Source organism: Pseudochelatococcus lubricantis (genome assembly GCF_011762225.1).
Taxonomy (GTDB): domain Bacteria; phylum Pseudomonadota; class Alphaproteobacteria; order Rhizobiales; family Beijerinckiaceae; genus Pseudochelatococcus; species Pseudochelatococcus lubricantis.
Window position 1 is genome coordinate 141,456 of the sequence record NZ_JAASQI010000009.1, and the last position, 24,977, is coordinate 166,432.

The 24,977-nt window shown below is 65.4% G+C and carries 24 protein-coding genes, 1 tRNA gene and 2 riboswitches; of the genes, 15 read left to right on the forward strand and 10 right to left on the reverse strand.

Translation table 11 applies throughout. The annotated features are described in order from the left end of the window. Positions 1 to 73: 73 nt before the first annotated feature. Positions 74 to 1,249 carry a site-specific DNA-methyltransferase gene (locus FHS82_RS17255; RefSeq protein ID WP_166955147.1) on the forward strand — a complete coding sequence of 392 codons (1,176 nt, stop codon included), beginning with the start codon at positions 74 to 76 and terminating at the stop codon, positions 1,247 to 1,249. On the opposite strand, the gene mutY is transcribed toward FHS82_RS17255, so the two are convergent. Further along, the gene (gene mutY / locus FHS82_RS17260) at positions 1,231 to 2,304 is read right to left on the reverse strand and encodes an A/G-specific adenine glycosylase (RefSeq protein ID WP_166955149.1); all 1,074 of its coding nucleotides are present in this window, start codon (positions 2,302 to 2,304) and stop codon (positions 1,231 to 1,233) included. The two genes, FHS82_RS17255 and mutY, sit on opposite strands and share 19 nt — an antisense overlap. Positions 2,305 to 2,405: 101 nt before the next feature. Between mutY and FHS82_RS17265 the strand changes: the two genes are divergently transcribed. Both FHS82_RS17265 and FHS82_RS17270 read left to right on the forward strand, forming a co-directional pair. After that, entirely contained in the window at positions 2,406 to 2,951 is a 546-nt protein-coding gene (locus FHS82_RS17265; protein WP_166955151.1) for a DUF721 domain-containing protein, read from the forward strand. 148 nt (positions 2,952 to 3,099) lie between these two features. Then, positions 3,100 to 3,266: riboswitch (yybP-ykoY riboswitch) on the forward strand. A 4-nt stretch (positions 3,267 to 3,270) separates the two neighbouring features. Continuing rightward, complete coding sequence (locus FHS82_RS17270; RefSeq protein ID WP_166955153.1) at positions 3,271 to 3,831, forward strand: manganese efflux pump MntP; 561 nt, start codon at positions 3,271 to 3,273, stop codon at positions 3,829 to 3,831. Between the two features lie 132 nt (positions 3,832 to 3,963). Here FHS82_RS17270 and FHS82_RS17275 read toward each other — a convergent pair whose 3' ends face one another. After that, positions 3,964 to 4,371 carry a hypothetical protein gene (locus FHS82_RS17275; protein ID WP_246225406.1) on the reverse strand — a complete coding sequence of 136 codons (408 nt, stop codon included), beginning with the start codon at positions 4,369 to 4,371 and terminating at the stop codon, positions 3,964 to 3,966. A gap of 310 nt (positions 4,372 to 4,681) precedes the next feature. Here FHS82_RS17275 and FHS82_RS17280 point away from each other — a divergent pair, with 310 nt between their 5' ends. From FHS82_RS17280 to metE, 5 genes are all read left to right on the forward strand, one after another. Then, positions 4,682 to 5,194, forward strand: a complete 513-nt coding sequence (locus FHS82_RS17280) for a DUF2948 family protein (RefSeq protein WP_246225407.1) — start codon at positions 4,682 to 4,684, stop codon at positions 5,192 to 5,194. Continuing rightward, on the forward strand, positions 5,178 to 6,470 hold the full coding sequence (gene hisD, locus FHS82_RS17285) for a histidinol dehydrogenase (RefSeq protein WP_166955155.1): 1,293 nt from the start codon (positions 5,178 to 5,180) through the stop codon (positions 6,468 to 6,470). Before FHS82_RS17280 ends, hisD begins: the two co-directional genes overlap by 17 nt. Before the next feature lie 55 nt (positions 6,471 to 6,525). Continuing rightward, positions 6,526 to 7,014, forward strand: coding sequence for a UPF0262 family protein (locus FHS82_RS17290; protein WP_166955157.1), 489 nt, complete (start codon positions 6,526 to 6,528; stop codon positions 7,012 to 7,014). Position 7,015: 1 nt separating this feature from the next. Next, the gene (locus FHS82_RS17295; RefSeq protein ID WP_166955159.1) at positions 7,016 to 7,462 is read left to right on the forward strand and encodes an arsenate reductase ArsC; all 447 of its coding nucleotides are present in this window, start codon (positions 7,016 to 7,018) and stop codon (positions 7,460 to 7,462) included. A gap of 54 nt (positions 7,463 to 7,516) precedes the next feature. After that, positions 7,517 to 7,764: riboswitch (cobalamin riboswitch) on the forward strand. A gap of 114 nt (positions 7,765 to 7,878) precedes the next feature. Further along, positions 7,879 to 10,254: a 5-methyltetrahydropteroyltriglutamate--homocysteine S-methyltransferase gene (gene metE, locus FHS82_RS17300; RefSeq protein ID WP_166955162.1), complete on the forward strand. Its 2,376-nt coding sequence runs from the start codon at positions 7,879 to 7,881 to the stop codon at positions 10,252 to 10,254. On the opposite strand, the gene FHS82_RS17305 is transcribed toward metE, so the two are convergent. Genes FHS82_RS17305 through FHS82_RS17320 form a run of 4 tightly spaced genes read right to left on the reverse strand, consistent with a single transcriptional unit; the run spans position 10,255 to position 16,566 of the window. Continuing rightward, positions 10,255 to 11,046 (reverse strand): aminotransferase class IV, encoded by a 792-nt coding sequence (locus tag FHS82_RS17305; RefSeq protein ID WP_166955164.1) that lies wholly within the window; start codon positions 11,044 to 11,046, stop codon positions 10,255 to 10,257. Beyond that, entirely contained in the window at positions 11,043 to 12,437 is a 1,395-nt protein-coding gene (locus FHS82_RS17310) for an anthranilate synthase component I family protein (protein ID WP_208394306.1), read from the reverse strand. Before FHS82_RS17310 ends, FHS82_RS17305 begins: the two co-directional genes overlap by 4 nt. Positions 12,438 to 12,443: 6 nt before the next feature. Next, positions 12,444 to 13,607, reverse strand: coding sequence for a ribonucleotide-diphosphate reductase subunit beta (locus FHS82_RS17315; protein ID WP_166955166.1), 1,164 nt, complete (start codon positions 13,605 to 13,607; stop codon positions 12,444 to 12,446). 25 nt (positions 13,608 to 13,632) lie between these two features. After that, a complete protein-coding gene (locus tag FHS82_RS17320) occupies positions 13,633 to 16,566 on the reverse strand; it encodes a ribonucleoside-diphosphate reductase subunit alpha (protein WP_166955168.1) in 2,934 nt (977 codons plus the stop codon). Positions 16,567 to 16,994: 428 nt separating this feature from the next. Here FHS82_RS17320 and FHS82_RS17325 point away from each other — a divergent pair, with 428 nt between their 5' ends. From FHS82_RS17325 to FHS82_RS17340, 4 genes are all read left to right on the forward strand, one after another. Then, entirely contained in the window at positions 16,995 to 17,792 is a 798-nt protein-coding gene (locus FHS82_RS17325) for a phosphodiester glycosidase family protein (protein WP_166955170.1), read from the forward strand. Positions 17,793 to 18,157: 365 nt separating this feature from the next. Continuing rightward, positions 18,158 to 18,829 (forward strand): response regulator transcription factor, encoded by a 672-nt coding sequence (locus FHS82_RS17330; protein ID WP_166955172.1) that lies wholly within the window; start codon positions 18,158 to 18,160, stop codon positions 18,827 to 18,829. Positions 18,830 to 19,228: 399 nt separating this feature from the next. Then, positions 19,229 to 19,438 carry a hypothetical protein gene (locus FHS82_RS17335; RefSeq protein WP_166955174.1) on the forward strand — a complete coding sequence of 70 codons (210 nt, stop codon included), beginning with the start codon at positions 19,229 to 19,231 and terminating at the stop codon, positions 19,436 to 19,438. A gap of 164 nt (positions 19,439 to 19,602) precedes the next feature. Continuing rightward, positions 19,603 to 19,677, forward strand: a tRNA-Gly gene (locus tag FHS82_RS17340). A gap of 511 nt (positions 19,678 to 20,188) precedes the next feature. Here the strand turns inward: FHS82_RS17340 and FHS82_RS17345 are convergent. Further along, complete coding sequence (locus FHS82_RS17345) at positions 20,189 to 20,656, reverse strand: hypothetical protein (RefSeq protein WP_166955176.1); 468 nt, start codon at positions 20,654 to 20,656, stop codon at positions 20,189 to 20,191. A gap of 102 nt (positions 20,657 to 20,758) precedes the next feature. Between FHS82_RS17345 and FHS82_RS17350 the strand changes: the two genes are divergently transcribed. Next, positions 20,759 to 21,412: a TetR/AcrR family transcriptional regulator gene (locus FHS82_RS17350; protein WP_166955178.1), complete on the forward strand. Its 654-nt coding sequence runs from the start codon at positions 20,759 to 20,761 to the stop codon at positions 21,410 to 21,412. On the opposite strand, the gene FHS82_RS17355 is transcribed toward FHS82_RS17350, so the two are convergent. Continuing rightward, entirely contained in the window at positions 21,381 to 21,686 is a 306-nt protein-coding gene (locus tag FHS82_RS17355) for a hypothetical protein (RefSeq protein ID WP_166955180.1), read from the reverse strand. The genes FHS82_RS17350 and FHS82_RS17355 overlap by 32 nt on opposite strands. Before the next feature lie 137 nt (positions 21,687 to 21,823). Between FHS82_RS17355 and FHS82_RS17360 the strand changes: the two genes are divergently transcribed. Both FHS82_RS17360 and FHS82_RS17365 read left to right on the forward strand, forming a co-directional pair. Continuing rightward, positions 21,824 to 22,216: a MerR family transcriptional regulator gene (locus FHS82_RS17360; protein WP_208394307.1), complete on the forward strand. Its 393-nt coding sequence runs from the start codon at positions 21,824 to 21,826 to the stop codon at positions 22,214 to 22,216. Positions 22,217 to 22,379: 163 nt separating this feature from the next. Then, complete coding sequence (locus tag FHS82_RS17365; protein ID WP_166955182.1) at positions 22,380 to 23,069, forward strand: hypothetical protein; 690 nt, start codon at positions 22,380 to 22,382, stop codon at positions 23,067 to 23,069. A 47-nt stretch (positions 23,070 to 23,116) separates the two neighbouring features. On the opposite strand, the gene FHS82_RS17370 is transcribed toward FHS82_RS17365, so the two are convergent. Both FHS82_RS17370 and FHS82_RS17375 read right to left on the reverse strand, forming a co-directional pair. Further along, positions 23,117 to 23,608 carry a GAF domain-containing protein gene (locus FHS82_RS17370; RefSeq protein WP_166955184.1) on the reverse strand — a complete coding sequence of 164 codons (492 nt, stop codon included), beginning with the start codon at positions 23,606 to 23,608 and terminating at the stop codon, positions 23,117 to 23,119. Positions 23,609 to 23,706: 98 nt separating this feature from the next. Further along, positions 23,707 to 24,924: an acyl-CoA dehydrogenase family protein gene (locus FHS82_RS17375; protein WP_166955186.1), complete on the reverse strand. Its 1,218-nt coding sequence runs from the start codon at positions 24,922 to 24,924 to the stop codon at positions 23,707 to 23,709. Positions 24,925 to 24,977: the final 53 nt, after the last annotated feature.

Here is a 24,977-nt window from a genome sequence, read left to right on the forward strand (position 1 = left end):
CGTGGCGGCTTCAACCTCATCTTTACCCTCGATGCGCATAGTCGCCCTGTCAGTCGCGTAACTGGTAGGCGTCATGAGTATTCCGCGTACCGATGCCGCTGGCGGTCTGCCCCGGATCAGAGTTTCGCGTACCGGAAGGCAGACGCCGGCGGATCGGATGGAGCAGCCGCTCCCCATCGATCAGATCGTGCTTGGCGATTGTGTCGAGTCCCTGCGGCGCTTGCCGTCGGAGAGCGTCGATCTCATTTTCGCCGATCCGCCCTACAACCTTCAGCTCGAAGGTGCGTTGACGCGGCCGGACAACTCGCTCGTCGATGCCGTCGACGACGACTGGGATCGCTTCGCGAGCTTTGCCGAATACGACGATTTCACCCGGGCCTGGCTCGCCGAGTGCCGGCGCGTGATGAAGAAGACGGCGACGCTGTTCGTCATCGGCTCCTATCACAACATTTTCCGCGTCGGCACGGCGGTGCAGGATCTCGGCTTCTGGATCCTGAACGACATCGTCTGGCGCAAGGCGAACCCGATGCCCAACTTCCGCGGCCGGCGCTTCACGAACGCGCACGAGACGCTGATCTGGGCCGCGCGCGGCATGGACGCCCGCAACTACACCTTCCACTACGAGGCGCTGAAGGCGGGCAACGAGGACACGCAGATGCGGTCCGACTGGTTCCTGCCCCTGTGTACCGGCGAGGAACGGCTGAAGGATGCCGCAGGCCGCAAGGTCCACCCCACGCAGAAGCCGGAGGCGCTGATCGCCCGCGCGCTCATAGCGGCCACGAATCCCGGCGATGTGGTGCTCGATCCTTTCTTCGGCACCGGCACCACGGGTGCGGTGGCGAAGAAGCTCGGCCGCCGTTTCGTCGGCCTGGAGCGGGACCCCGCCTACGCCGATGCGGCACGCGCGCGCATCGCCGCCGTGGAGCCGCTCGACCCGCGGGCCGTCTCCGCCGCGCCCTCCCGGCGCACCGAACCGCGCATCCCCTTCCTGTCGCTGGTCGAATCCGGCCTGATCGCGGCCGGCGAGACGCTTGTCGATGCGCACGAGAAGCACTGCGCCACCGTGCGCGCGGACGGCACGCTGGTCGTCGGCCCGGCCGTCGGTTCCATCCACAAGGTCGGCGCGCTGGTGCAGGGCCATCCCTCATGCAACGGCTGGACGTTCTGGCACGTGCTGCGCGACGGCAGTCTCGTCTCCATCGATGAGTTGCGCGGCGACTACCGGGCCCGTCACTCGATGGCGGCGTGAGCCAGCACCTTGCGCATCACGGTGGGCAACGCCTCGTCCTTCAGTTCCGCGCGCGCCCGCCAGCGGCTGCCCTCCGGCGCGGGCGTGCGTGCGGGCAGCTCGGCGCGATAGACCGTCAGCTCCAGCGGAAAATGCGTGAAGACGTGGCGCACACTGCCCGGCAGCCGCCGCCAGCGCGTGTTCAGGGGCGCGGCCGCGAGCGCCTGCCCGGCGTCGAACGCGGCCGACCAGTCGCTGCCCGGCACTTCCGCCATGCCGCCAAGCAGCCCGCGCGGCGGGCGGTCACGCAGCAGGATGCAGTCGTCCGCGCGCACGGCGACGAAGGCAGCGCCCATGCGCAGGTTACCCGTCTTCTTCGCCTCCTTGCGCGGAAAGGTCTCCGCCGTTCCCTCGCGCCGCGCCCGGCATGGCGGGGACCACGGGCACAGGACGCAGGCGGGTTTTTTCGGTGTGCAGATGGTGGCGCCGAGGTCCATCAGCGCCTGCGCGAAATCCCCGGGGCGGGCCTTCGGCATCAGCGCGAGCGCCAGCGCCCGGATTGCCGGCTTGGCGCGCGGCAGGGGCTCTTCCAGCGCCATGAGCCGCGACAGCACGCGCTCGACATTGCCGTCCACCGCGACGGCGGGCTTGTCGAAGGCGATGGCGGCCACGGCGCCCGCCGTGTAGGCGCCGATGCCGGGCAGCGCCAGCAGCGCCGTCTCGTTGGCGGGAAAGCGCCCGCCGTGCCGCTCCACGACAGCCTGCGCGCAGGCGTGCAGGTTGCGCGCGCGGGAGTAGTAGCCGAGCCCGGCCCACGCCTGCATCACCGCCTCCACGGGCGCCCCCGCGAGCGCCTCCACGGTGGGGAAGCGCGCGAGAAAGCGCTCGAAATAGCCCTTCACCGTTTGCACGGTGGTCTGCTGCAGCATGATTTCGGAGAGCCACACCCGGTAGGGATCCGCCGTCTCGCCCGGCAGCGCGCGCCAAGGCAGCCCGCGCCGGTGGCGGTCGTACCACGCGAGCAGCGCCGTTGGGTCGGCCGTCTCGTGGCCGGCGATGTCATCTGCGGGAATCATCTGGACTCTGCGCTGCAACCCTCTACCATGAACTTTCTAACGCTCTCTCCCGGCGCGGGACAGGGGGCGCGGAGCAATATCCCCGAAATGGACCGCCATCAATGGTGAACGTCAGGCATTCCGTCAGGCTGAAGCCGCTTGCCGAGCTGGTCGACCGCTGCATAGAGCCCGTTCTGGCCGCGCAGGGCTTCGCCGCCGCCGATGTCATCCTCGCATGGCCGGAGATCGTCGGCGAGCGGCTTGCCCGCCACACGGAACCGCTACAGGTGCTGTGGCCGCGCCGGGGCAGGGGCGCCGGCGGCACGGGGGGGCGCGCCAACCGCAAAATGCCGCAATACGACGAGGCCGCGAGCCAGCCCGCCACGCTCGTGGTGCGCGTCACCGGCGCCTTCGCGCTTGAGCTGCAGCATATGGCCCCCGTGGTGGTGGAGCGTGTGAACGTGCATTTCGGCTGGCGCTGTGTCGGCCAGCTCGCGCTGCGGCAGGGCCCGATCCGCCGCCGCACCGTCGCGCCCGTGCCCGAACCGAAGCTCGATCCCGCGCAGGAGCGGATGGTGCGCGACGCGGTGGCGAACGTCGCCGACGATCCCCTGCGCCAGGCCTTGGAACGGCTGGGCAGGGCCGTCCTGGCGCGCGGCAACGGCTGAGCGGCCGGATCCTTCCCGCGAGGCCCGAGCCTGCCGCCGCTCATCCTCGCATGCGCGCGGAGTCTGCGCTTCCTGCAAGGCGCTTCCTGCAAGTGAGATGCAATATTAAATATATGTTTTTATTGACTTTCTTTGACGTTTTGTCTACCCGATCCGCATCGGGGAGTAGCGATCGCCAGCGATGGCGGAGGCACGTCAACATACTCGCGGGGCATTCCGCGTGGCGTGTCCGGTCCTGATTGGGCTTTGCAAGACCGTGGCGGTGGGACTCTGCGGGCGGGGTCCGTCCATCGTCCGGATCAGCCCAGGGGAACTGCTTATGTCTCCGGTCGCCATCGGCGTCCTCGCCATTTCCATGTCGATCGATGCTTTCATCGCCTCTGTTGGCAAGGGGGCGTCATCGCATCGGCCTAGTTTCGGCAATGCGATCAGGACCGGCGCGATTTTCGGCGTGGTCGAGGCGCTCACCCCCCTGATCGGTTGGGCGGCGGGCGTCGCCGCCAGCCAGTACATAGCGGCTGTCGACCATTGGATCGCCTTTGCCCTGCTGGCGGCTGTCGGCCTTCACATGATCTTTCAGGCGTCGACGCGCAAAGAGGAGGCGGCGCCTGCTTCTCACTCGCTCTGGGCAATCGTCGTCACTGCAGTTGGCACGTCGCTTGATGCGATGGCGGTAGGTGTTTCGTTGGCCTTCCTCAATGTGAACATCCTCGCCATCGCTGTCGCCATCGGCTTCGCGACCATGGTGATGAGTTCGATTGGAATGCTCGCAGGCCGCTTTCTCGGACAGCGTTTCGGCCGCATTGCCGAGGCAGCGGGTGGCTGTGCTCTGTTCGGTCTCGGCGCGATGATCCTCTTCGATCACTTGACGAAGGGCTGATCCCTGCACACAGCCATGCTCTTCGTCCGACAGTCCGAATAACCGGACCGGGCTGCGATGGCGGATATCTCCGTTCAGCCCGGCCACGGTTCTGGCAGTCCGTGTTGTCGCCTCGCGCCTCAGGCCGCTGCGTTATTGCACCACGCCGCGCTTGACGCCGAAGCCCGGTATGTCGCAGCGGCAGGGCGTGCCGGAGCGCAGGGGGCCGGACGGGCAGGCGCCGCGGGATGTCACGCACACGCCGCCGCGCTGCGGGCGCTGGCCCCATCCCGGCGGCGGAGGCGGCGGCGGTCCGGGGCGCCAGCCGGGCGGCGGCGGGCGTTGGCCCCATCCGGGCGGCGGCGGAGGCGGCGGACGGCGGTCCCAGTCGCGGTCGCGATTCCGGTCATAGCCGCGCGGCGGCGGCGGCCCATCGTCCCATCGGAACTCCCCGCGGTCGCGCGGTCCGTCGTCGCGGTAATATTGGGCCTCGGCCGCCCCTGCAAACAGCAGGGGGGCAGCGACGATGGCAAAGCTCAACAGTGCCGAACTACGTTTCAATTGATCCCCCTATTGGCGTCCCGCCCGGACTACGTGCATCCGTGCCAGCCGATTCACCAGTTTACATACCATTTCCGCCGTGAAAGTTCCGCCCGCATTATGACCTTTCCGGGGCGAAGACCTCGCTTCGCCTGGGGATTACCCTTCGCCGGCGCAGCGCGGTCTCTGGCGGAAGGCGGGAACGGAAGCTCCGCGCCGTTGCCGGATTGCGGCACGTGAGCGCTCATCGGCTGTCATGATCGTTTGCGTGCTTGCCTGCGGCTGTCGTCACCGATAAATCGTAGAAGATTAGGGGTATGGATACGGGACGATGGACGAGAACGACATGGCCGGCGAGGCGGATGGCGACCGGCTGCTGCGGTTGCTGGCGCTGGACGAAAATGACCTCGACGTCATCTCCGCGCATCTGCAGGATGCGCACGTCAGGCGTGCGGACCTGCACTTCCTGCCCCACGAGCACCGTTTCGTGCTGGCGCTGCAGCGTTTCGACTGGGAGCGGCCCGAAGACGCGCCGCCGCGCCGCCGCCTGGCGGCGCTGCACTTCGACCAGGTGCGCGCCGTGCGTCACCGCAACCTGGAACACACCGCGCCCGATTCGCTGTTCAACCTGCTGGCCATCCACTTCATCGAAGGCGAAAAGCCGTCCGGTGCCGTCGTCCTCGAATTCTCCGGTGGCGCCGCCATTCGGCTTGATGTCGAATGCATAGAGGCGCAAATGAAGGACCTTGGCCCGATGTGGGAGGTGGCTGGCCGTCCCGCCCACACGGAAGGCGAGGGCAGCGGCCGCGAGCATGACGGAGGATCGGATGCCGGTAAGACTTGACGCGCGCGACGAAGGGTTCGAAGTCGCCTTCCGGGCGCTTCTCGCGGCCAAGCGCGAGGTTGCCGAGGATGTCGACGCCGTTGTCCGCGATATCATCGCCGATGTGGCGGCGCGCGGCGACCGGGCCGTGATCGACTATACGGCCCGTTTCGACGGGCTTGCGCTCGATCCGGCGCGCCTGCGCGTCAGCGAGGACGAGATCGACGCCGCGCTCGCCGATTCCCCGCGCGAGGCACTGGCGGCGCTGGAAGTGGCGCGTGCGCGGATAGAAACCTATCACCGGCGTCAGAAACCGGCGGACGAGCGCTTCACCGACGAGGCGGGCGTGACGGCGGGCTGGCGCTGGACGGCCATCGAATCGGTCGGGCTCTATGTGCCGGGCGGCACCGCGAGCTACCCTTCGTCCGTGCTGATGAACGCCGTGCCGGCGCAGGTGGCCGGCGTGCCGCGCATCGTCATGGCGGTGCCGATGCCGGGCGGCGCCGTCAACCCGTTGGTGCTGGCGGCGGCGCGCATCGCGGGCGTCGACGAGATCTATCGTGTCGGCGGCGCGCAGGCTGTGGCGGCGCTGGCGCACGGCACGCAGACGATCGCGCCCGTCGCCAAGATCGTTGGGCCCGGCAATGCCTTTGTCGCGGCGGCGAAGCGGCGCGTGTTCGGCCTCGTCGGCATCGACATGATCGCCGGCCCGTCCGAGGTGCTGATTCTCGCGGACAGGAACGTCAATCCCGAATGGGTGGCGGCGGACCTGCTGGCGCAGGCGGAGCACGACACGGCCGCGCAGTCCATCCTCATCACCGACAGCGCGGCACTGGCGGACGCGGTCGCTGCCGCCGTCGAGGGCCATCTCGTGACGCTGCCGCGCGAAAAGATCGCCCGCCAGAGCTGGGAGGATTACGGTGCGATCGTTCTGGTGCCGTCGCTCGGCGAGGCTATCGGCCTCGTCGACCGCATCGCGCCGGAGCATCTCGAAATCGTCGCGGACGACGCCGAGGCGCTGGCCGGGGCAGTACGCAACGCGGGTGCAATCTTCCTCGGGCAGTATACGCCGGAGGCCGTCGGCGACTATGTGGGCGGCCCCAACCACGTGCTGCCCACGGCCCGTTCCGCCCGCTTCGCGTCGGGGCTTGGTGTGCTCGATTTCCTCAAGCGCACCTCCATCCTGCATTGCACGGCGGATGCCCTGCGGGCCGTCGGCCCGGCGGCGATCGCACTGGGCGAGACGGAGGGCCTGCAGGCGCACGCGCGTTCCGTCAGCATCCGCCTCAATCTTTGACAACACGAAATGCTGCGGGGCGGGATGGGGCACTCACAAACCGAAAGGTCAAGTCGTGACAAGCGCCGGTGATGACAAGCGCTGCCGTCTCGTGTCCGTGACGCTGGACGAGGCCTCGCTCGGGCGGGGCAATCCCGATCAGGAGCACGAGCGCGCCGTCGCCATCTGGGATATTCTTGAAGAAAACCATTTTACCGTCGCCGGCCACGAGGGTGGTCCGTATGCGCTGCGCATCGCGCTGGTCGACCGCAAGCTGGCGCTGGAGATACGCGAGGCGGAAGGCGCGCATGTCGTTTCGCATTTCCTGTCGCTGACGCCGTTCCGGCGCGTGATCAAGGACTACGAGCTTATCTGCGAAAGCTATTACGCCGCCATCCGCACGGCCACGCCGTCGCAGATCGAGGCCATCGACATGGGGCGGCGCGGCATGCACGACGAGGCGTCGGAGCTGCTGCGCGAACGGCTGGCAGGCAAGCTCGACGTCGATTTCGACACAGCACGCCGGCTGTTCACGCTGCTGTTCGCCTTGCACTGGAAGGGCTGACATGGCCGACGGAACGGCGGGGCGTCGCATCCAGTCCGTGCTGTTCATGTGCGCCCTGAACGCGGTGCGTTCGCCCATGGCGGAGGGCATCGCCCGCCACTATTTCGGGCGCTCGCTTTACGTCGCCTCGGCCGGCGTGCGGCCGGACGAGATCGACCCCTTCACTGTCGCTGTCATGGACGAGATCGGCATCGACCTTGCCGGCCACCGCCCCCAGTCGCTGGAGGAGCTGGAGGATACCGGCTTCGATCTCATCGTCACCCTTTCCCCCGAGGCGCATCACCGGGCGATGGAACTGACCCGAACCATGGCCGCCGCGGTGGAGTATTGGCCGACCTTCGATCCCACCGCCGTGCAGGGATCGCGCGACCAGCGCCTCGATGCCTACCGTTCCGTGCGCGACGGGCTCCGGAAACGTATCGTCGAGCGCTTCAGCAGCCAGAAGTAAAACAATGATATAAACATATCTTTATATATATGCTTGACCGTCGGTCCCGATCTGTCATAGTGCGACGGTCGTGGTTCTTCGCCCTGCCGTCGGCGGCGGCGAAGCCAAGAGGGAATCCGGTGCAGGGCGTGGCCGCGGGAGCGGCCGCGATCCGATTCCGGAGCTGCACCCCGCAACTGTCGGCGGCGAGCGCCCGTCCAATTCGTGTCACTGATGGTGGCATTCTTGCCACATCCATCGGGAAGGCCGGACGGGTGCGCTGACCCGCGAGCCAGGAGACCTGCCACGATGCATGAACGTCCTCGGGCGGGGTACCCGGTGGTCGCCTGTCGTGGCGCGTCCCCGGAGTGGACCCGGGGCGGCGTCCGCGTGCGTCCGCTCGGCCTTTTGCCCCCCATTTCAAGGGGTTATAGCCGATGTCTTTGTCTCATACGTCTTCGTCTCCCAATCCGCCGCCTTCTGTGCCCACCGCCACCCTCGGCGTGCCGCGCATAGGCCCTCGCCGCGAGCTGAAGACGGCGCTCGAAGCCTTCTGGTCCGGCAAGATCGGGCAGGAAGCCCTGCTCGAAACCGCCGCCGGCCTGCGCGTCGCCAACTGGGCGCGCCAGCACGCGGCCGGCATCGCGCACATTCCGTCGAACGATTTTTCCCTTTACGACCAGGTTCTTGACACCGCCGTCACCGTCGGCGCCATTCCCGCCGCCTATGGCTGGAAGGGCGGGCCGGTGTCGTTGGAAACCTACTTCGCGCTCGCCCGCGGCACCGAGGGCGACGTCGAAGCCTGCGCCGTTCATGGCCATGCGCATGGTTCGACATCCGGCTTGCCGGCTCTGGAAATGACGAAATGGTTCGACACCAACTACCACTATCTCGTCCCGGAGTTTTCGCGCGGCCAGGAGTTCGCGCTCGCCTCGACCAAGATCATCGACGAGTTTCGCGAGGCAGCGGCACTCGGATACCGCACGCGCCCGGTGCTGATCGGCCCGGTCACCTTCCTGAAGCTCGGCAAGAGCCGCGATGAAGCCTTTGATACGCTTTCGCTTTTGCCTGGCCTGCTGCCTGTCTACACGGAAATCCTGCGCCGCCTCGCCGCCCACGGCGCCGACTGGGTGCAGATCGACGAGCCAGTGCTCTCGCTTGATCTCGACGACGCGACCCGCGCCGCCATCGCCTCCGCCTATGGCATGTTCGCCCGCGCCGTGCCGGGCCTGAAGATCCAGCTCACCAGCTATTTCGGCGCGCTTGGGGACAACCGCGCGACGGCGCTGTCGCTGCCGGTCGCCGGCCTGCATCTCGATCTCGCCCGGGCGCCCGGGCAGCTCGATGCCGTGCTGGCGGAGGCGCCGGCGGGGCTGGTGCTATCGCTCGGCGTGATCGATGGCCGTAACGTCTGGCGCGCCAACCTGCCGGCGATCCTCGACCGCATCGAGCCCGTCGCGGCAAGGCGGGGCACCGATCATCTCATCGTTTCGGCCTCCTGCTCGCTGCTGCACGTGCCGTACGACCTCACGCTTGAAACCGGCCTCGACGCGGAACTGAAGGGCTGGCTGGCTTTCGCCGCCCAGAAGCTCGACGAGTTGTCGATCCTGGGCCGTGCGCTGGCGCAGGGGCGCGATGCCGTGAAGGATGAGCTTGCCGCCTCCGCTGCTGCCGCGCAGACGCGCGCCGCGTCGGCGCGCATCCACAACCCGGCGGTCGCCACCCGCCTCGCAGCGGTGAAGCCGGAGGACACGCGCCGCGCCCACCCGTTCAGCGAAAGGCGCGAGGCGCAGCGGGAGGCGCTCAATCTGCCGCGCTTCCCCACGACCACCATCGGCTCCTTCCCGCAGACGAGCGAGGTGCGCAAGGCGCGCGCCGCCCACACGCGCGGCGAACTGGACAACGCGGGCTATGACGCCTTCCTGCGCAAGGAAACGGCGGACACCGTCCGCTGGCAGGACGAGATCGGCCTCGACGTGATCGTGCACGGCGAGTTCGAGCGCAACGACATGGTGCAGTATTTCGGCGAGCTGCTCGACGGCTACGCCTTCACCCGCAATGGCTGGGTGCAGAGCTACGGCTCGCGCTGCGTGCGTCCGCCCGTCATTTTCGGCGATGTCTCGCGTCCGCAGCCGATGTCGGTGGAGTGGATCGCCTACGCCCAGTCGCTGACCGACAAGCCTGTGAAGGGCATGCTGACCGGCCCTGTCACCATGCTGCAATGGTCCTTCGTGCGCGACGACATCCTGCGTGCCGACGTCTGCCGCCAGATCGCGCTGGCGCTGCGCGACGAGGTGGCGGACCTGGAGGCCGCCGGAATCCGCGTTATCCAGATCGACGAGCCGGCGATTCGCGAGGGACTGCCGTTGCGCAAGGCGGACTGGAAGCATTACCTCGACTGGGCGGTGGAGAGCTTCCGGCTCACGTCGTCCGGCGTGCGGGACGAAACGCAGATCCATACGCACATGTGCTACTCGGAGTTCAACGACATCATCGATGCCATCGGAGCCATGGATGCCGACGTGATCTCCATCGAGACCTCGCGCTCGAAGATGGAACTGCTCGACGCCTTTATCACCTACCGCTATCCCAACGAAATCGGGCCGGGCGTCTATGACATCCACTCGCCGCGCGTGCCGTCCGTCGCGGAGATGGTGGAGCTGCTGGAGAAGGCCTGCCAGCGTCTTGCCGCCGACCAGATCTGGGTCAACCCGGATTGCGGCCTGAAGACTCGCAAGTGGGAGGAGGTGCGCCCGGCGCTCATCAATCTCGTCGCGGCCGCGCGCATCCTGCGCGAAGAAGCGGCGGGCTGATCAGCCGAACAGCACCCTGGCGAGTCTCGATGCACCGGGGCCGTTGGCGGGCAGATCCTTGCCCGCCAACGCCTTCACGGCGCGGATGCCGAGGCTGCTGGTCAGCACGATCTCGTCCGCGTTCAGCAGATCGTCGACGGTCAGGGAGGCCTCACGCCCCCCGGTTTCCAGAATGCGCGCGCGCGTGATGCCGGGCAGCGCGCCTTCCGCCACCGGCGGCGTGAGCCAAACGCCGCCGATCAGCGCGAACACATTCGCGGCACTCGCTTCCGCGATCCGTCCCGCAGTATTCAGCAGCAGGGCATCGTCCGCGCCGCAATCGCGCGCTTCGAGGCGGGCGATGATGTTGTCGAGGCAGTTGGTGCTCTTGATGCCGGCGAGCGGCGAATGCTCGTTGCGGCGGGTGCGGCTGGCGACAATGACGTGTGCGGCAGCAGCCTGTGGCGATGTCGGGAAGGCCGTTATCAGCAACGTGGGATCGGGCGCATCGGGTGGCAGAAGCCCGCGCGGGCCGGAGCCACGCGTGATGGTGAGGCGCAGCGAGCCCGCCTGCAGTGCGTTGGCCGTGATGACGGCGGCGACGGCGGCCGCGACATCGACAGCGGGCAGCGGCAGGCCGATCACCGCCGCGCCGTGCGCCAAGCGCGCCAGATGGCGTTCGAGGTGAGCGGCTTCGCCGTTCGTGACGCGGATCGTCTCATAGAGGCCATCGCCGAGCAGAAAGCCCCTGTCCGAGACGGAGAGCGCGTGCCGGGTGCCGTCGAGCAACGATCCGTTGAGCCAGCCGATCACGATATCTCCCCGGTCAGTGCCTGCAGCAGCGGGCGCATCTTCAGCAATGCTTCCTCATACTCGCCTGCGGGAAGCGAATCGGCGACAATGCCGCCGCCCGCCTGTGCGATCAGTGTGTCCCGGTGGCGCACAAGCGTGCGGATAGCGATGCTGCTGTCCATGGCGCCATCGAAGCCGATATGGACGACGGAGCCGAAGCAGACGCCGCGCTGCCGCCGCTCCAGCTCCGCGATGATCTCCATGGCCCGGATTTTTGGTGCCCCCGTGATCGAACCGCCGGGAAAACATACGCGCAGCAGGTCCACCGCATCGCGCCCCGCATGCAGCCGTCCGGTGACGGCGGAAACGAGGTGATGCACGGAGGCGAAGGTTTCCAGCTCCATCAACGCGGGCGCGGCAACGCTGCCCAGCTCGCAGATGCGGCCGAGATCGTTGCGCATGAGATCCACGATCATCAGGTTTTCGGCCCGGTCCTTGACGCTTGTCCGGAGCGTCGCCGCGAGTTCGGCGTCCCGGATGGGATCGGGATCCCGCCGCATGGTGCCCTTGATAGGCCGGGTTTCGACATGGCCCTCGCGGTCGAGCGCCAGAAAACGCTCCGGCGAGGCGGAAAGAACGCTCGTTTCCGGGCCGCAGCGGAGGAAGGCGGCGAAGGGCGCGGGGCTGATGGCCCGCAGTCGCCGGTAGAGCATGAAATCGTCGAGGCCCGCCGGCCGGGAAGCAAGCCGGCGCTGGGTGAGGTTCGCCTGAAAGATGTCGCCGGCGTGGATGTAGTCGACGACCCGGGCGACGGCCCGTTCGGCGTCGGCGCGCGATTGCTCCTCCCGCCATGCGCCACGCACCGACCAGTCGAGGGGCGGGAGTGCCGCGCCCTGGGTGAGCCGCTGCAGGACATGCGCCTCGCGCGCCCGTGCTCGTGCCTCCCGCCGGGCAGGGTCGGTTTCCGGCTGGCCGGTACTGATGAGGAAGGCCCTGCGTGCGCTGTGGTCGAAGGCAATGACGCAGTCATAGAGCCCGATGACCATCTCCGGCACGGAAAAGGGATCGGCGGGCAGGGGCGGAAAGCGATCGGCGTGCCGGCCCATTTCGTAGGCGAGATAGCCAACCGCGCCGCCGCGGAAAGGCACGGCCGGGTGAGCTTCGAAGCCGCCGCGCAGACGGGAGAGCGCCTGTTGCAGCACGGCGAACGGATCGCCGTCGACCTGCGCGCCGTCGACCTGCACGCCACGCTCATTGGCCGTGATGACCGAGAACGGCTCGACGGCGAGATAGGAAAAGCGGCTGCGCACTTCACCAACGGCCGCGCTGTCGAGCAGCGCGGCCACGGGATCGTCGGCGAAGGGCTGGAACGTTGCCAGCGGGTCGCCAAAGGGAAGGGAGGTTATCCGCAAACCGGATCAATCCCAGCTCAGCGCGCCGCCGTTCTGATATTCGATGACGCGGGTCTCGAAGAAGTTCTTCTCCTTCTTGAGGTCCATCGCCTCCGACATCCACGGGAACGGATTTTCGGCCGGGGCGAACACGGGCGCGAGGCCGAGCTGGGCGCAGCGGCGGTTGGCGATGAAGTGCATGTACTGCTCGCACAGCCCGGCATTGAGGCCGAGGAAGCCGCGGGGCATGGTATCGCGGCCGTAGCCCGCCTCAAGTTCGGCGGCCTCCGCAAGCATATTGCGCACTTCCTTCTGGAATGCGTCAGTCCACAGATGCGGGTTTTCGGCCTTGATCTGGTTGATCACGTCGATACCGAAGTTCAGATGGATCGATTCGTCGCGCAGGATGTACTGGTACTGCTCGGCGACACCGACCATCTTGTTGCGCCGTCCCAGCGACAGGATCTGAGCGAAACCGGTGTAAAACCACATCCCCTCGAACACCACGTAAAAGGCGACGAGATCGCGCAGGAACGCCTGATCCTTCTCCGGCGTGCCGGTGGTGAACTCCGGATCGTCGAGATGCTGGGTGTAGGAGAGCGCCCACGCCGCCTTGTCGGTGATGGAAGGCACCTCGCGGTACATGTTGAACAGCTCGCCCTCGTCGAGGCCGAGGCTTTCCACGATGTATTGGAAGGTGTGAGTGTGTACCGCCTCCTCGAACGCCTGACGCAGCAGGTATTGCCGGCATTCGGGGTTGGTCAGGTGGCGGTATATCGCCAGCACGATGTTGTTGGCGACAAGGCTTTCCGAGGCAGCGAAGAAGCCGAGGTTACGCTTGATCGCGTGGCGCTCGTCGGGGGTGAGCCCGTCGGGCGACTTCCACAGGGCGATGTCGGCCTGCATGGAAACCTCGGTCGGCATCCAGTGGTTGTTGCAGGCGGCGAGGTACTTCTCCCAGGCCCAGTGATACTTCAGCGGCAGGAGCTGGTTGACGTCTGCGCGGCAGTTGATCATCGCCTTGTCGTCGACGGTGACACGCGCCGCGTTGCGGTCGATGGCGCCAAGACCGGTGGCGTCAAGACCGGTGGCGTCCCCGCCGGCCGGTTTCGCCGTGGGCGCGACGCCCGCGGCGAAACCGGCGGCAGCCGCCTTTTGCGCGATGGAGGACGGTTCGGACCAGTCGAGCATGTTCTTCTTCCTTATCTGCCGATGATTACTGGCAGGCTTCGCAATCGGGATCGTCGATCAGGCAAGCCTTGCCGGATGCCACGCTGTCAAGACGGATGTCGTTGGCGCCGGCGGGGGCCACGGCGTGCGTCACCGGCGCGGGCGAGGCTGCCGCAGGCGCGACGGCGACCGCGTTCAGCTTGCCATCCGTTCCCTTGAGCGTCGATTTCTCGACATGCGTGGCGGAGGTCGACCGCAGGTAGTAGGTCGTCTTGAGGCCCTTGCGCCAGGCGAGGCGGTAAAGCTCGTCGAGCTTCTTGCCCGAGGGGTTGGCGATGTAGAGGTTCAGCGACTGGGCCTGGTCGATCCACTTCTGGCGGCGCGAGGCGGCCTCGACCAGCCAGGCCGAGTCGATCTCGAAGGCCGTGGCGTAGAGCGCCTTGAGATCGTCGGGGACGCGGTCGATCTGGCCGAGCGAGCCGTCGAAGTACTTGAGGTCGGATACCATCACCTCGTCCCACAGGCCGCGCGCCTTGAGATCGCGCACCAGCAGCGCGTTCACGACGGTGAAGTCGCCCGACATGTTCGATTTGACATAGAGGTTCTGGTAGGCGGGCTCGATCGATTGCGCCACGCCGCAGATGTTGGAGATGGTGGCGGTGGGCGCGATCGCCATGGTGTTGGAATTGCGCATGCCGACGCGCTTCACCTGCTCGCGCAGGCCGTCCCAGTCGAGGCTGGTGGAGCGGTCCATCTCAAGCGTGCCGTTGCGCGACTCGTCGAGAATGGCGATCGAATCGATCGGCAGGATGCCCTTCGACCACAGCGACCCCTCGAACGAGGCATAGCGCCCGCGCTCGGCGGCGAGATCGGAGGACGCCTTGATCGCGTGGAAGCTGATCGCCTCCATGCTCTTGTCGGCGAAGTTCACCGCTTCGTCGCTCTCATAAGGAATGCGCAGGAGCTGCAGCGCGTCCTGGAAACCCATCAGCCCGAGGCCGACAGGGCGGTGGCGCAGGTTGGAGTGGCGCGCTTCCGGGATGGTGTAGAAGTTGATGTCGATCACGTTGTCGAGCATGCGCATCGCCACCCGCGTGGTGCGCGCCAGATGCTCATGGTCGAGGCCGTTCTCGCCGATGTGGTTGACGAGGTTGATCGAGCCGAGATTGCAGACAGCCACTTCCGTCGCGGAGGTGTTGAGCGTGATCTCGGTGCAGAGATTGGACGAATGCACGACGCCGGCATGCTGCTGCGGCGAGCGCAGGTTGCACGGGTCCTTGAACGTGACCCACGGATGGCCGGTCTCGAACAGCATGGTCAGCATCTTGCGCCACAGGTCGAGCGCGCGCACCTTGCGGAACACCGCGATGTCGCCCCGCTCCGCCTTCGCCTCATAGTTCTCGTAGGCCGTCCTGAAGGCAGCGCCGTAGAGGTCGTGCAGGTCCGGCACCTCGTCGGGCGAGAACAGCGTCCACTGGCCGTCGCCGGCGACGCGCTCCATGAACAGGTCCGGAATCCAGTTCGACGTATTCATGTCGTGCGTGCGGCGGCGGTCGTCGCCGGTGTTCTTGCGCAGGTCGAGGAATTCCTCGATGTCGACGTGCCACGTCTCCAGATAGGCGCAGACCGCGCCCTTGCGCTTGCCACCCTGGTTGACGGCAATCGCCGTGTCGTTCGCCACCTTCAGGAACGGGACGACGCCCTGCGACTTGCCGTTGGTGCCCTTGATGTGGGCGCCGAGGCCGCGCACCCGCGTCCAGTCATTGCCGAGGCCGCCCGAATATTTGGCGAGCAGCGCGTTGTCCTTGATCGCCTTGAAGATGCCTTCGAGATCGTCCGACACCGTGGTGAGGAAGCAAGACGACAGTTGCGGACGCAGGGTGCCGGCGTTGAACAGCGTCGGTGTCGAGGCCATGAAGTCGAACGACGACAGCAGGTCGTAGAACTCGATGGCCTTCTCCTCGCGGTCGATTTCCCGCAGGGCCAGCCCCATGGCGACGCGCATGAAGAACGCCTGCGGCAGCTCGAAGCGCGTGCCGTGGTCGTGCAGGAAATAACGGTCGTAAAGCGTCTGCAGGCCCAGGAACTGGAACTGCCGGTCACGCTCCGGCTTCAGCGCCGCCGCAAGCCTCGCGAGGTCGAAGCGGGCCAGTTCCGGCTCGATCAGCTCGGCGGCGATGCCCTTGGCGATGAAGCCGGGGAAGTAGGGGGCGTAATGATCGCCGGTCGCGGCATCGGCCGCCTCGCGGGCGTTGCCGAGGACGTAGGTCAGCGCCTCGCGGCGCAGCTTGTCGAGCAGCAGGCGCGCGGAGACGAAAGCATAGTTCGGTTCGGTCTCGACGAGGGTGCGCGCCGCCATGATCTGCGCCAGCGCGAGTTCGTCGGAGGAAATGCCGTCGTAGAGGTTGCGCCGGGTTTCCGCGAGCACGGTCTCGGCCGAGGTGCCGTCGAGGCCGCCGCACGCATCGGCGATGACGCGCGCAAGCCGCCTGTCGTCGAGCGGCGAAAGGCTGCCGTCGCTGGAACGCACGTTGAGCGTGACCGTAGGCTCGCCGGCGAGCTTCGCCTTGGCTGCACGTTCCTTCGCCCGCTCTTCGCGATAGAGCACATAAGCACGCGCGACCTTGTGATGGCCGCCGCGCATCAGCGCCAGCTCCACCTGATCCTGGATATCCTCGATATGGATCGCGCGCTCGCCGTCGACACGGCGTGTGAGGGCGACGACGACCTGCTGCGTCAGCTCCTCCACGATCTCATGCACGCGCCGAGAGGCGGCGGCCTGATTCCCCTCGACCGCCAGGAACGCCTTGGTGACAGCCACCGCGATCTTGGAGGCATCGAACGGCGACAGCGAGCCATTGCGGCGGATGACGGAGAATGCCAGCGCCCCGCCAGTCCCTGCCTGCGCCGCATGCGGCGCGCCGGAGGGCAGGGTGGCAGGGACGGATTTCCACGCGGGGTTATCGGGTGACAGAGACATCGGCCTGTTCCTGCTTGAAGCTTCGGATCGCAATTCAGAAGTGATGACAGGCGGATGCCGCCAACCGGACGCCCGCCGCCGCTTTCCGGCACGGGCATCGATCAGCTTGGCCCCGATCCTGTCCGGGGATGAAACCTTGTTGTCGGGACGCTCAACGCTGGTCCGCACCGGCAGATAAAATCGCGCCGTAGACACAAGATATAGTGCCCCATTGACCCTGTTTCGTCAATAACTGGTATTGAGCGTGTGATCGTCTTATCCACTGCCGCGTCGGTAGCCGAGCGGTGCGATTCCGCTATGATCGCCGGGCTGCCGGCCGGCCCGGCAGGTGATATCCGACCTGATACCACGACGGTTCGGTGGAGTCTGTGGAGTTGCGGAAACGGGAGGGGGCTGTGAATAGCGGGAGTCTTGTGGGAAAGCGGCGCATGGCGGTTGCGGGCGCGGCAGGGCGCCGCCTTCTGGCTGCTGTGCTGGCGGGCGTCGCCACTTTGTGTTGTGCGTCAGGCGCCGCTTCGCGCGAAGGCGCGCAGATGTGCAGGGAGGTCTCGTTCGCCGGCGTGGGGCACACGGTCTGCGAGATCGACCTGCGGCGCTACCGTATTGACCTTCACTGGGACGACTCCAAGGGCGCGCCCTACGGTTCGCTCGGTGCGCTGGAGCGGGAGCTCGCGCGGCAGGGGAGGCGGGGCCTGATCACCATGAACGCCGGCATGTTCGAGGAGGATCTGTCGCCCGTGGGGCTTTTCGTCAGCGCGGGGCAGGTGCGCCACCCGGCCAACACCCGCCGTGGCACCGGCAACTTCTATATGAAGCCGAACGGCGTTTTCTTTGTCAGGGGCAGCAGGGCGGGCGTTGCGGAGACGCAGGCGTTCCTCAAGCGTGGAATCAGGCCGGATGTCGCCACGCAGTCCGGCCCGCTGCTCGTGACGGGTGGCCGCATTCATCCCCGGTTCAAATCGGACGGCGACTCGCGCAAGATTCGCAACGGCGTCGGCGTGCGCGCGGACGGCACGGTGGTGCTGGCGATTTCCCGGCAGGGAATCAGCTTCGGCCAGTTCGCCCGGCTCTTCCGCGACGAACTGCGTTGCCCCGATGCCCTCTATCTCGATGGTTCCGTCTCGCGCCTGTCAGTCGATGGCAGCGTCAGGGCCCCGTTATCATACGATCTGGGCGGCCTGGCGGACAGGAGACTGGGGCCCATAATAAGTGTAGAGCCGAGATAAGACCTGTTTTGTCGCCATCTTACTTATTGATGCGCCGCAAAATCCATAGTAAAGCGTAACTGCAGGCAATTATATTTTCAGGGACGGTGCTAAGATGGTCGCCATTGGGATAGTGCGTCATGATATCAAATATTTATTTATTTTATTAAAATATATCAATATTTTATAAAAACTATTATTATAAATAATATACATATTATTATATAATAGAAAAATTTTTTGATATAAATTCAAATAAATAAAATAATTTAACCATGATTATCGGTTCAATATAATTGAGTTATACTTTCGTTTATTGAGAGCTATTGCCATGATTTATTTTTTTAAGCTATGGTGATCTGGATTTTACGATTCAGGTGGCGGTGATGTACGTTGTTGTTGATCAGCGACAGATCGTAACGGATGGCTATGTCGCGGGTTTCGATCGCGAAGGCTTGCCATCGCTTGGCTTTAACGCCGGGGACTTTCGCGAGTGGCTGTCCACGACTTCCGACCCCGATCTGGAATGCGTCCAGGGCTTCCTGCTTGGTGATTTCGACGAGCGTGTATCGTGTGCCGATATGATCCGGACGCATTGCCGCGCGCCCATCATCGCGATGAACGAGACCCGTTCGCTTGAGCAGACGCTGCAACTGTTCAAGGGCGGCATCGACGATGTCGTCCGCAAACCCATCCACGTGCGGGAGATTCTGGCGCGTGTCGACGCGATCTGGAGGCGCATCAATGCGCGTGTCGACAGCGAGCTGGGCCGCATGGGCATTCAGGTTTTTTTCGACGGGCGCGATCCGGAGATCAACGGCGAAAAGTTCATCCTGCCGCGCCGCGAGCGCCATATCCTGGAGTATCTGGTGCGCAACCGCGGAAGGCGTGTCAGCAAGGCGCAGATATTCAACGCGATCTATGGAATTTTCAACGAGAACGTCGAGGAAAACGTCATCGAGGGACATATGAGCAAGTTGCGCAAGAAACTGCGCATACGTCTCGGCTATGACCCGATCGAGGCAAAGCGGTATCTCGGCTACACTTATATCGGTTGAGCGGCTTGATCGGGGTGCCGGGTTGCTTGGGCCGTTTCGGTCGCGCTGCCTACCGCCGGGCCCCTCTTGCCGGAAGAGCAGGGGGCGCCCCGCTTGCATCGGCTTTCCCTTGAAGGAGGCATAGGGCAGCATGCGCGGTGCATCGACCGGTCCCGCGCGAGCTAGCTGCCCGGAGGGCTACTCGGGAAACAGAACCTCGTCCGATGCGAATCCTTATATCTCTATGAAAAACATGCAGATTTTATCCGACGCCGCCGTGCGGGTCCGGAATTTCACATCTTCGGCCGATATTCCGCTTGCATTTTGGAATGAATCTAATTTATAGTGATTTCAATCAAGGCGGCGAAACCCTCCATCCGCTGCCTTCGGAACCTGTTTCAAAGAATGAGGAGAACGACGATGAATACGACTTCCTGCACGAACTGCGTCTTTTTCGACGACGCCACGAAGCAGGCGGCCGCCGCCTCCGCGACGGAAGCTGGCGTATGCCGTTTCAACCCGCCCGCGCCCCAGGCCGGTTCGGAAGCCAAGTCGCTGTGGCCCGTCGTGACGGCTGAGGACTGGTGCGGTCACTTCACCGCGCAGCGCGCCGCCGCTCGCGCCGCATGACGACAGGCACGGCCATCCGCGCTTCTGTCGCATTCACGACTTGTGGTACGGGAGCAGCGAAATCTGCTCCCGTATTTGCTTGGTGACACCCGCATCCGCCTGTGCGATTTTCCTTGGCGAGCACTGCAAAAGGCGGTATCAGACAAATCTGCATCCTGCCGGTCGCGGGCGTAGTTCAGTGGTAGAACGACAGCTTCCCAAGCTGTATGTCGTGGGTTCGATTCCCATCGCCCGCTCCAGAAATCCCCGCTGACTCAGTCGGTTGGCGGGTTTCTTTTTGTCTGAATTCCTTGAGGGTCATTGCGCTGGCAGGGGTTTCGGGGCTCTCGACGTGACGCGAATCGGCGCGTCTCTTCTCGCCATGTCGGTGCGTCGTTGTCGCTCCTGTCCGTGACGGGTACCGTGGCCGGCTGGGAAGGCGGCACGGCATCGCCGAAACGGGGTGGAGGCTTTGCCGTGCCGCCTTATCGCATGAGGGAAAAGGGACCAGAACCCTCAAGTGATGCTCTGTCCATACTCCGGGATTTTTTCTGCATTATTTCTAAAATCTCTTTATACATGTATATAGCGCGTATCGGATATGCAAAGCAGCGCGGTTAGCCGTCTTTATTATCTAAATAGCGGCAGTAAAATCTCGCATATAAATATTTCTACATATCCGTTAGATTTTCTTGTCAATCGCAGCCGGGGCGGGGCTGGAAGCGCGGCATCATCTGTCGGTGGCGAACGCGATGTTCACAATCACGGCGTTCACCGGGTCGCCGGCTCGGCCTGTTTCGTTATCACCTTCACCAGAGCCGTCACGGGCTTGCCGTCCACGAGGATGGGCCGATGGCGGTCGTCGGCGAGCAGGATGCCGATCACGTGTTGGCCGGTTGCGTCCGGGCAATGGCCGAAACGTGCCTTGACAAGGTCACCGCCGAAGTCGCTGTTCATGCTGTTGTAGGGCCTGCCGGGAATGTTGCAGGTATCGCCGTCCGGGTCGATCTTCATGTGCACGTGGCCGCATTGCCGGTTGTCACCGCACTGGCCGGCCGGGAGCAGCGCGAAGTTGCTTCTGACGACGACGCCAATCGCCTTTTCGGTGTCCTCTCCGAGCGTGACGACCGATCCGGCCGGGGGCCACACGATTTCGACGGCGGGCTTGTCCTGCGCTGCCGCAGGCAAGGGCGACAGCAGGGCAAGGGCGAGGCCGGTCGTTGCGATGATGCGGAACATGGATACCTCCATCGATAATGTAATCAACGATTACATAGGAAGGGTGCGAGCGCAAGGAAATAATCGGTGATTACATTTCCGCGCCGTGCTATGCGGAGGGGCATGACCGAGACGACCGACGCCGGCGAGACCGGTCACCCCAAGCGCTACCATCATGGCAATCTGGTCGAGGCCCTGATTGCCGCGACCGTGGAGATCATTGCCGAGCGCGGTGTCGAGCAGGTGTCCGTGCGCGAGGCGGCGAAGCGGGCCGGGGTTTCACCGGGCGCTCCCTTCCGGCATTTCCGCTCGAAGGCGGCGCTTCTGACGGCGGTCGCCGAACAGGCCATGGACCGCCTGACGGCGGCTGTCGCCGAGGCACAGGCGGCTGCCGACGGAGCGGATCCGCTCGCGGCCGTCGAGGCGATCGGGCAGGGCTATCTGCAATGGGCGATTGCCAACCCTACCCATTTTCAGATCATCAGCTCCCGCAAACTGATCGATTTCGAGGCCTCCGACAGTCTCCGCAGCCAGAATGAGGCCATCCGGCAAAGAATGGCCGCGTTGCTGACCGAGGCCAAACGGCAAGGGCAGCTGGCGCCGGAGAGCGATGTCGACCTCCTGGTGCTCGCCTCGCGCGCGTTCGTTTACGGCCTCGCGCGCATGGCCATAGATGGTCATTTTCCGGAATGGCATCCCGCTGAGCCGCCCGCCCTCGCCGTGCGCAGGGCCCTGCGCCTTTTCATCAGCCGGATCGCCGGTCTGCCGCGCTCGTGACGGCGGGCGCATCGAATTCCACGTCCGCCACCGGCGCATCCGGCAATTCTCTGTCGAGGCTCGATCGGAACGCCACGCAGCCACGCATGAATTTCGGCCACGGCGGCACCGCCACCTCCGGTGCCGCCGGTTCCGGCAGCAGTCCCCAGAGCTGCGGATGATACCAGCACAGGTCATGGCCGGAACTGTCGCGATGCCGGCGAATGCCGTCACGAAGCCGCTTCACCTCCGCGATGAGGGCATCTCGGTCCATCCGCTCCAGATCCTTGTCCATTCTCGTCACCGTCCTGCTTGTACCCCGGGAGCCGCATCATGAGGCATGCCGCCGCATATCGCTATCGCGCCCGCTATTGACGAAGCGGCGTTTCATGCATAATCTATACTGGACGTCAGGTTGATAAAGGTGATCGTTTGTCGTCTCTCATGCAGATCGGCGAGCTTGCGCAGCGCGCCGGGGTCAGTCACCGCACCATTCACTACTACGAACGGCTCGGGCTGGTGAAACCGGCCGAGCGGGAAGGGGCAGGCTATCGCTACTATGACGGAACAGCCCTGAAGCGTCTGGAGAAGATTGCCACGCTGAAGCGGCTTGGCCTCAGCCTCGACGAAATCGCCGGTGTGATCGACCTCTATTTCGAGGATGCAACCGGCGTCAGGGGCAAGGAAAAGGTGCTGGACATCCTTCAGGCCCAGCTCGCCAAAGCCGATGCCCAGCTTGAAGAGTTGGCAGCGTTCAGGCGCGACCTTGCACGGAACATTGCCCGTATGGAGCACCTGATCGCCGAAGCGAAACAGGCCGAGTGAGAGGCAAGGGGAGTGGCCGCCGCACCCCTCAAATCTAAAGCTAACGTCAATTTACGAAAGGGCACTGACGCATGACTTTTTGTGCCGTCGCATTGCTTGCGCCGCTCATGGCGGATGTCGCCCGCCGGCCTGTGCCGTCCACCGCAACATGAGGAAACCGGTCATGCCCCGCATAACGCCCGTTATCGCTATCGCCGTTCTGGGCCTGTTGGCCGCGACCGTTGCCACCGTTGCCCTTGCGCAGACGAAGAAAGGACCCGCCATGACCACTGCCGCTCCGGACGTATCCGCCGCCGTCATCCGCCAGCATCTTCCCGCCGGCTACCGCGAGGCCGGCCGCCGGGCCGCTGCTGTCGACGGCGAACACGCGGAACTCGTGCGCTATGAACGCGCGGACGGCCGCAACGCCTTTGCCGGCGGCGAGCATTTCAGCACGATCGTCGCCGCGGATGGCCGCCTGAAAGGCTTCGCCCGCATGGACCTCGACCTCATGGGCGGCGACCTGCCGTCGCGGGAGGAGGCGCGGGAGATTGCCATGGCTTTCCTGCGGCAGGCCGCGCCCGATCTGCTGCCCGGTCTTCAGCTCAGCTGGATCGAGCCGCACGACGAGCCTCTGCGCGTAACGCGCGACGGCCGCGCGGAGAATCTCACGCTGACCGGCATGAAGGTGAAGATGCGCAACACCGTCGACGGCCGCTGGTTCTGGGTGATCGTCGGCCCCGACCGCAAGGCGATGGTATTCGAGCGCGATATCGTCTGGATTACCTTACCCGGCCATCGTCAGACGGAGAAGTGGCTGCATGACGGCTGGCTCGTCGAACAGGGCCACGCGGCGAAGCCGGCGGCAACGTGACGCCGGATGCGTGGGCAGCGGTGGATGCCGGGCGAGCCGCCGCCGTCCTACCAGTCGGTACCCGCGACGTAGGTGGCCGCGAGGCGTTCGAAGCCGATCCGCTCAGCCTCGCCGAAACGGCCTGGCACCGGGCTGTCGAGGTCGAGCACGCCCAGTACCCTGTCGCCGTGGAACAGCGGCACTACCAGCTCCGAACGTGAGTTGGCGTCACAGGCGATGTGGCCGGGGAAGGCGTGGACGTCGGCGACGACGATAGACTCCCGCCGCTCCACGGCCGTGCCGCAAACGCCCTTACCGACCTTGATGCGCACGCACGCGGGCCTGCCCTGGAACGGGCCGACCACGAGTTCGTCGTCAGCGCGCAGGAAGTAGAATCCGGCCCAGTTGAGATCGGGAACGAGCTGGAAGATCAGCGCGGAGGCGTTCGCCGCGTTGGCGATCGCGTCGCGCTCCCCCTCGATGAGTGCGCGCAATTGCCGGTCGAGATCGTCATGGAACGCACGCGGGTCGGCGACGGTGATCGTCTGGGCCTCGAACATTGGTTTTCCTCGAAAAGGGCAGTGCGCCGGCACGCGGCGCTACCGCGTTATCGCCCGGCTTGTCCGGCGGCGCAACGGCCTGCGCCGCCGGCAAGGTGTCAGAAAAAGCCGAGGCTCGGCAGCTTCGTGCCGCGCAGTTCATAGGCGCCCAGCGCCTGCGCCTTGTAGACCACGGGATTGTGCGACGCCAACGTGCGGGCATTGCGCCAGTGCCGGTCGATGTTCTTGCGCAAAGTGGCGGCAGTCGCGCCACCGACCTCGAACGCGGCGTTGGCCGAGCGCAGAACGAACTCGTCGATGACGATCTTCGCCTTGGCGGCGGCGATGGAGGCCTCGTGAGCGAGGTCCGCCAGCGTCTCTTCATCCGCGCCGCCGTCCCGCGCATCGGCAAAAGCGTCCAGCGTGTCGCCCACGGCCAGAATGGCGAGTTCGGCCGCGAAGGCATCGCCGGAGATACGCCCGATGGTCTGCTGCAGCAGCGGATCATCGGCGGCGACGGAAGCGGGCGCATAATAGAAGTTGCGCGTGCGGCCGAGCAGCAGCGCTTTCGCATCCCGCAGCACGGCGCGCAGGATGCCGGCATTCACCGCAGTGACGACGGTCTGGGCGATGGTGCTGGAAAATGGCTGCACGAACGGGCGGGCGTCGCGGATGATTTCGTCGGCCTCCACCCGGACGTCATGGAAATTGGTGGTGCCGCTGCCGGTGACTTTCTGGCCGATGCCGTCCCAGTCGTCGATCCGCTCCACGCCTTCGCGGCCGGTCGGAATGATGATGGACACGTCCTCGTCGCCGGGGCCGGTGGCGCGCACCAGCGTCCATTCGGCGTAGAGCGTGCCGGTGCTGTAGAACTTCGTTCCGTTCAAGCGGAAGCCGTCGCCGTCCGGGGTGAGGACGGTTTTGAGGTCGCCGCGCCCGCCGGTCTGCTTGCGGTCGAGTTCCGTCGTCGCGAGGCCGATGAGTTCGCCGCGCAGCACCGCCTTCCGCCACTCGGGATTGTAGCCTTCCTCCCGGCCCGTCAGAAAACGTTCGCTGACAAAGAGATGGTTGCGGAAGACATGCGCGACGCTCGAATCGGCCTCCGCCAGCCTCACCAGTGCGTCCAGCGTCTCGCGCCACGAAGCCCCCCGGCCTCCTTCCGCGGCGGGAAAACGGCTCGCGCCGAAACGGACCGCGCGGAGCTTTTCCAGAACGTCGAGGGGGTGAATCCGCTCGCTGTCGCGCTCGGAACTGGTCGCGGCGATCTCATCGAACACCGGTTGCAGGTCGGGCAGGACGTCAAGGGATTCTGCGGGGATGCGCTGGACTGCGGTCATGATGGGAGAGGCTCCGGTATCGTTCTGTCTGCGGGATAATGCTATAAATTCGA

What these genes read in the sequence shown, in the direction of transcription:
- FHS82_RS17265 (WP_166955151.1), top strand. Translation starts at nt 2,406, where the DNA reads ATGGTGAACGTCAGGCATTCCGTCAGGCTGAAGCCGCTTGCCGAGCTG.
- FHS82_RS17350 (WP_166955178.1), top strand. Translation starts at nt 20,759, where the DNA reads ATGACCGAGACGACCGACGCCGGCGAGACCGGTCACCCCAAGCGCTAC.
- FHS82_RS17270 (WP_166955153.1), top strand. Translation starts at nt 3,271, where the DNA reads ATGTCTCCGGTCGCCATCGGCGTCCTCGCCATTTCCATGTCGATCGAT.
- FHS82_RS17315 (WP_166955166.1), bottom strand. Translation starts at nt 13,607, where the DNA reads ATGCTCGACTGGTCCGAACCGTCCTCCATCGCGCAAAAGGCGGCTGCC.
- metE (WP_166955162.1), top strand. Translation starts at nt 7,879, where the DNA reads ATGTCTTTGTCTCATACGTCTTCGTCTCCCAATCCGCCGCCTTCTGTG.
- FHS82_RS17330 (WP_166955172.1), top strand. Translation starts at nt 18,158, where the DNA reads ATGTACGTTGTTGTTGATCAGCGACAGATCGTAACGGATGGCTATGTC.
- FHS82_RS17375 (WP_166955186.1), bottom strand. Translation starts at nt 24,924, where the DNA reads ATGACCGCAGTCCAGCGCATCCCCGCAGAATCCCTTGACGTCCTGCCC.
- FHS82_RS17370 (WP_166955184.1), bottom strand. Translation starts at nt 23,608, where the DNA reads ATGTTCGAGGCCCAGACGATCACCGTCGCCGACCCGCGTGCGTTCCAT.
- FHS82_RS17280 (WP_246225407.1), top strand. Translation starts at nt 4,682, where the DNA reads ATGGACGAGAACGACATGGCCGGCGAGGCGGATGGCGACCGGCTGCTG.
- FHS82_RS17255 (WP_166955147.1), top strand. Translation starts at nt 74, where the DNA reads ATGAGTATTCCGCGTACCGATGCCGCTGGCGGTCTGCCCCGGATCAGA.
- mutY (WP_166955149.1), bottom strand. Translation starts at nt 2,304, where the DNA reads ATGATTCCCGCAGATGACATCGCCGGCCACGAGACGGCCGACCCAACG.
- FHS82_RS17335 (WP_166955174.1), top strand. Translation starts at nt 19,229, where the DNA reads ATGAATACGACTTCCTGCACGAACTGCGTCTTTTTCGACGACGCCACG.
- FHS82_RS17355 (WP_166955180.1), bottom strand. Translation starts at nt 21,686, where the DNA reads ATGGACAAGGATCTGGAGCGGATGGACCGAGATGCCCTCATCGCGGAG.
- hisD (WP_166955155.1), top strand. Translation starts at nt 5,178, where the DNA reads ATGCCGGTAAGACTTGACGCGCGCGACGAAGGGTTCGAAGTCGCCTTC.
- FHS82_RS17325 (WP_166955170.1), top strand. Translation starts at nt 16,995, where the DNA reads ATGGCGGTTGCGGGCGCGGCAGGGCGCCGCCTTCTGGCTGCTGTGCTG.
- FHS82_RS17320 (WP_166955168.1), bottom strand. Translation starts at nt 16,566, where the DNA reads ATGTCTCTGTCACCCGATAACCCCGCGTGGAAATCCGTCCCTGCCACC.
- FHS82_RS17365 (WP_166955182.1), top strand. Translation starts at nt 22,380, where the DNA reads ATGCCCCGCATAACGCCCGTTATCGCTATCGCCGTTCTGGGCCTGTTG.
- FHS82_RS17295 (WP_166955159.1), top strand. Translation starts at nt 7,016, where the DNA reads ATGGCCGACGGAACGGCGGGGCGTCGCATCCAGTCCGTGCTGTTCATG.
- FHS82_RS17345 (WP_166955176.1), bottom strand. Translation starts at nt 20,656, where the DNA reads ATGTTCCGCATCATCGCAACGACCGGCCTCGCCCTTGCCCTGCTGTCG.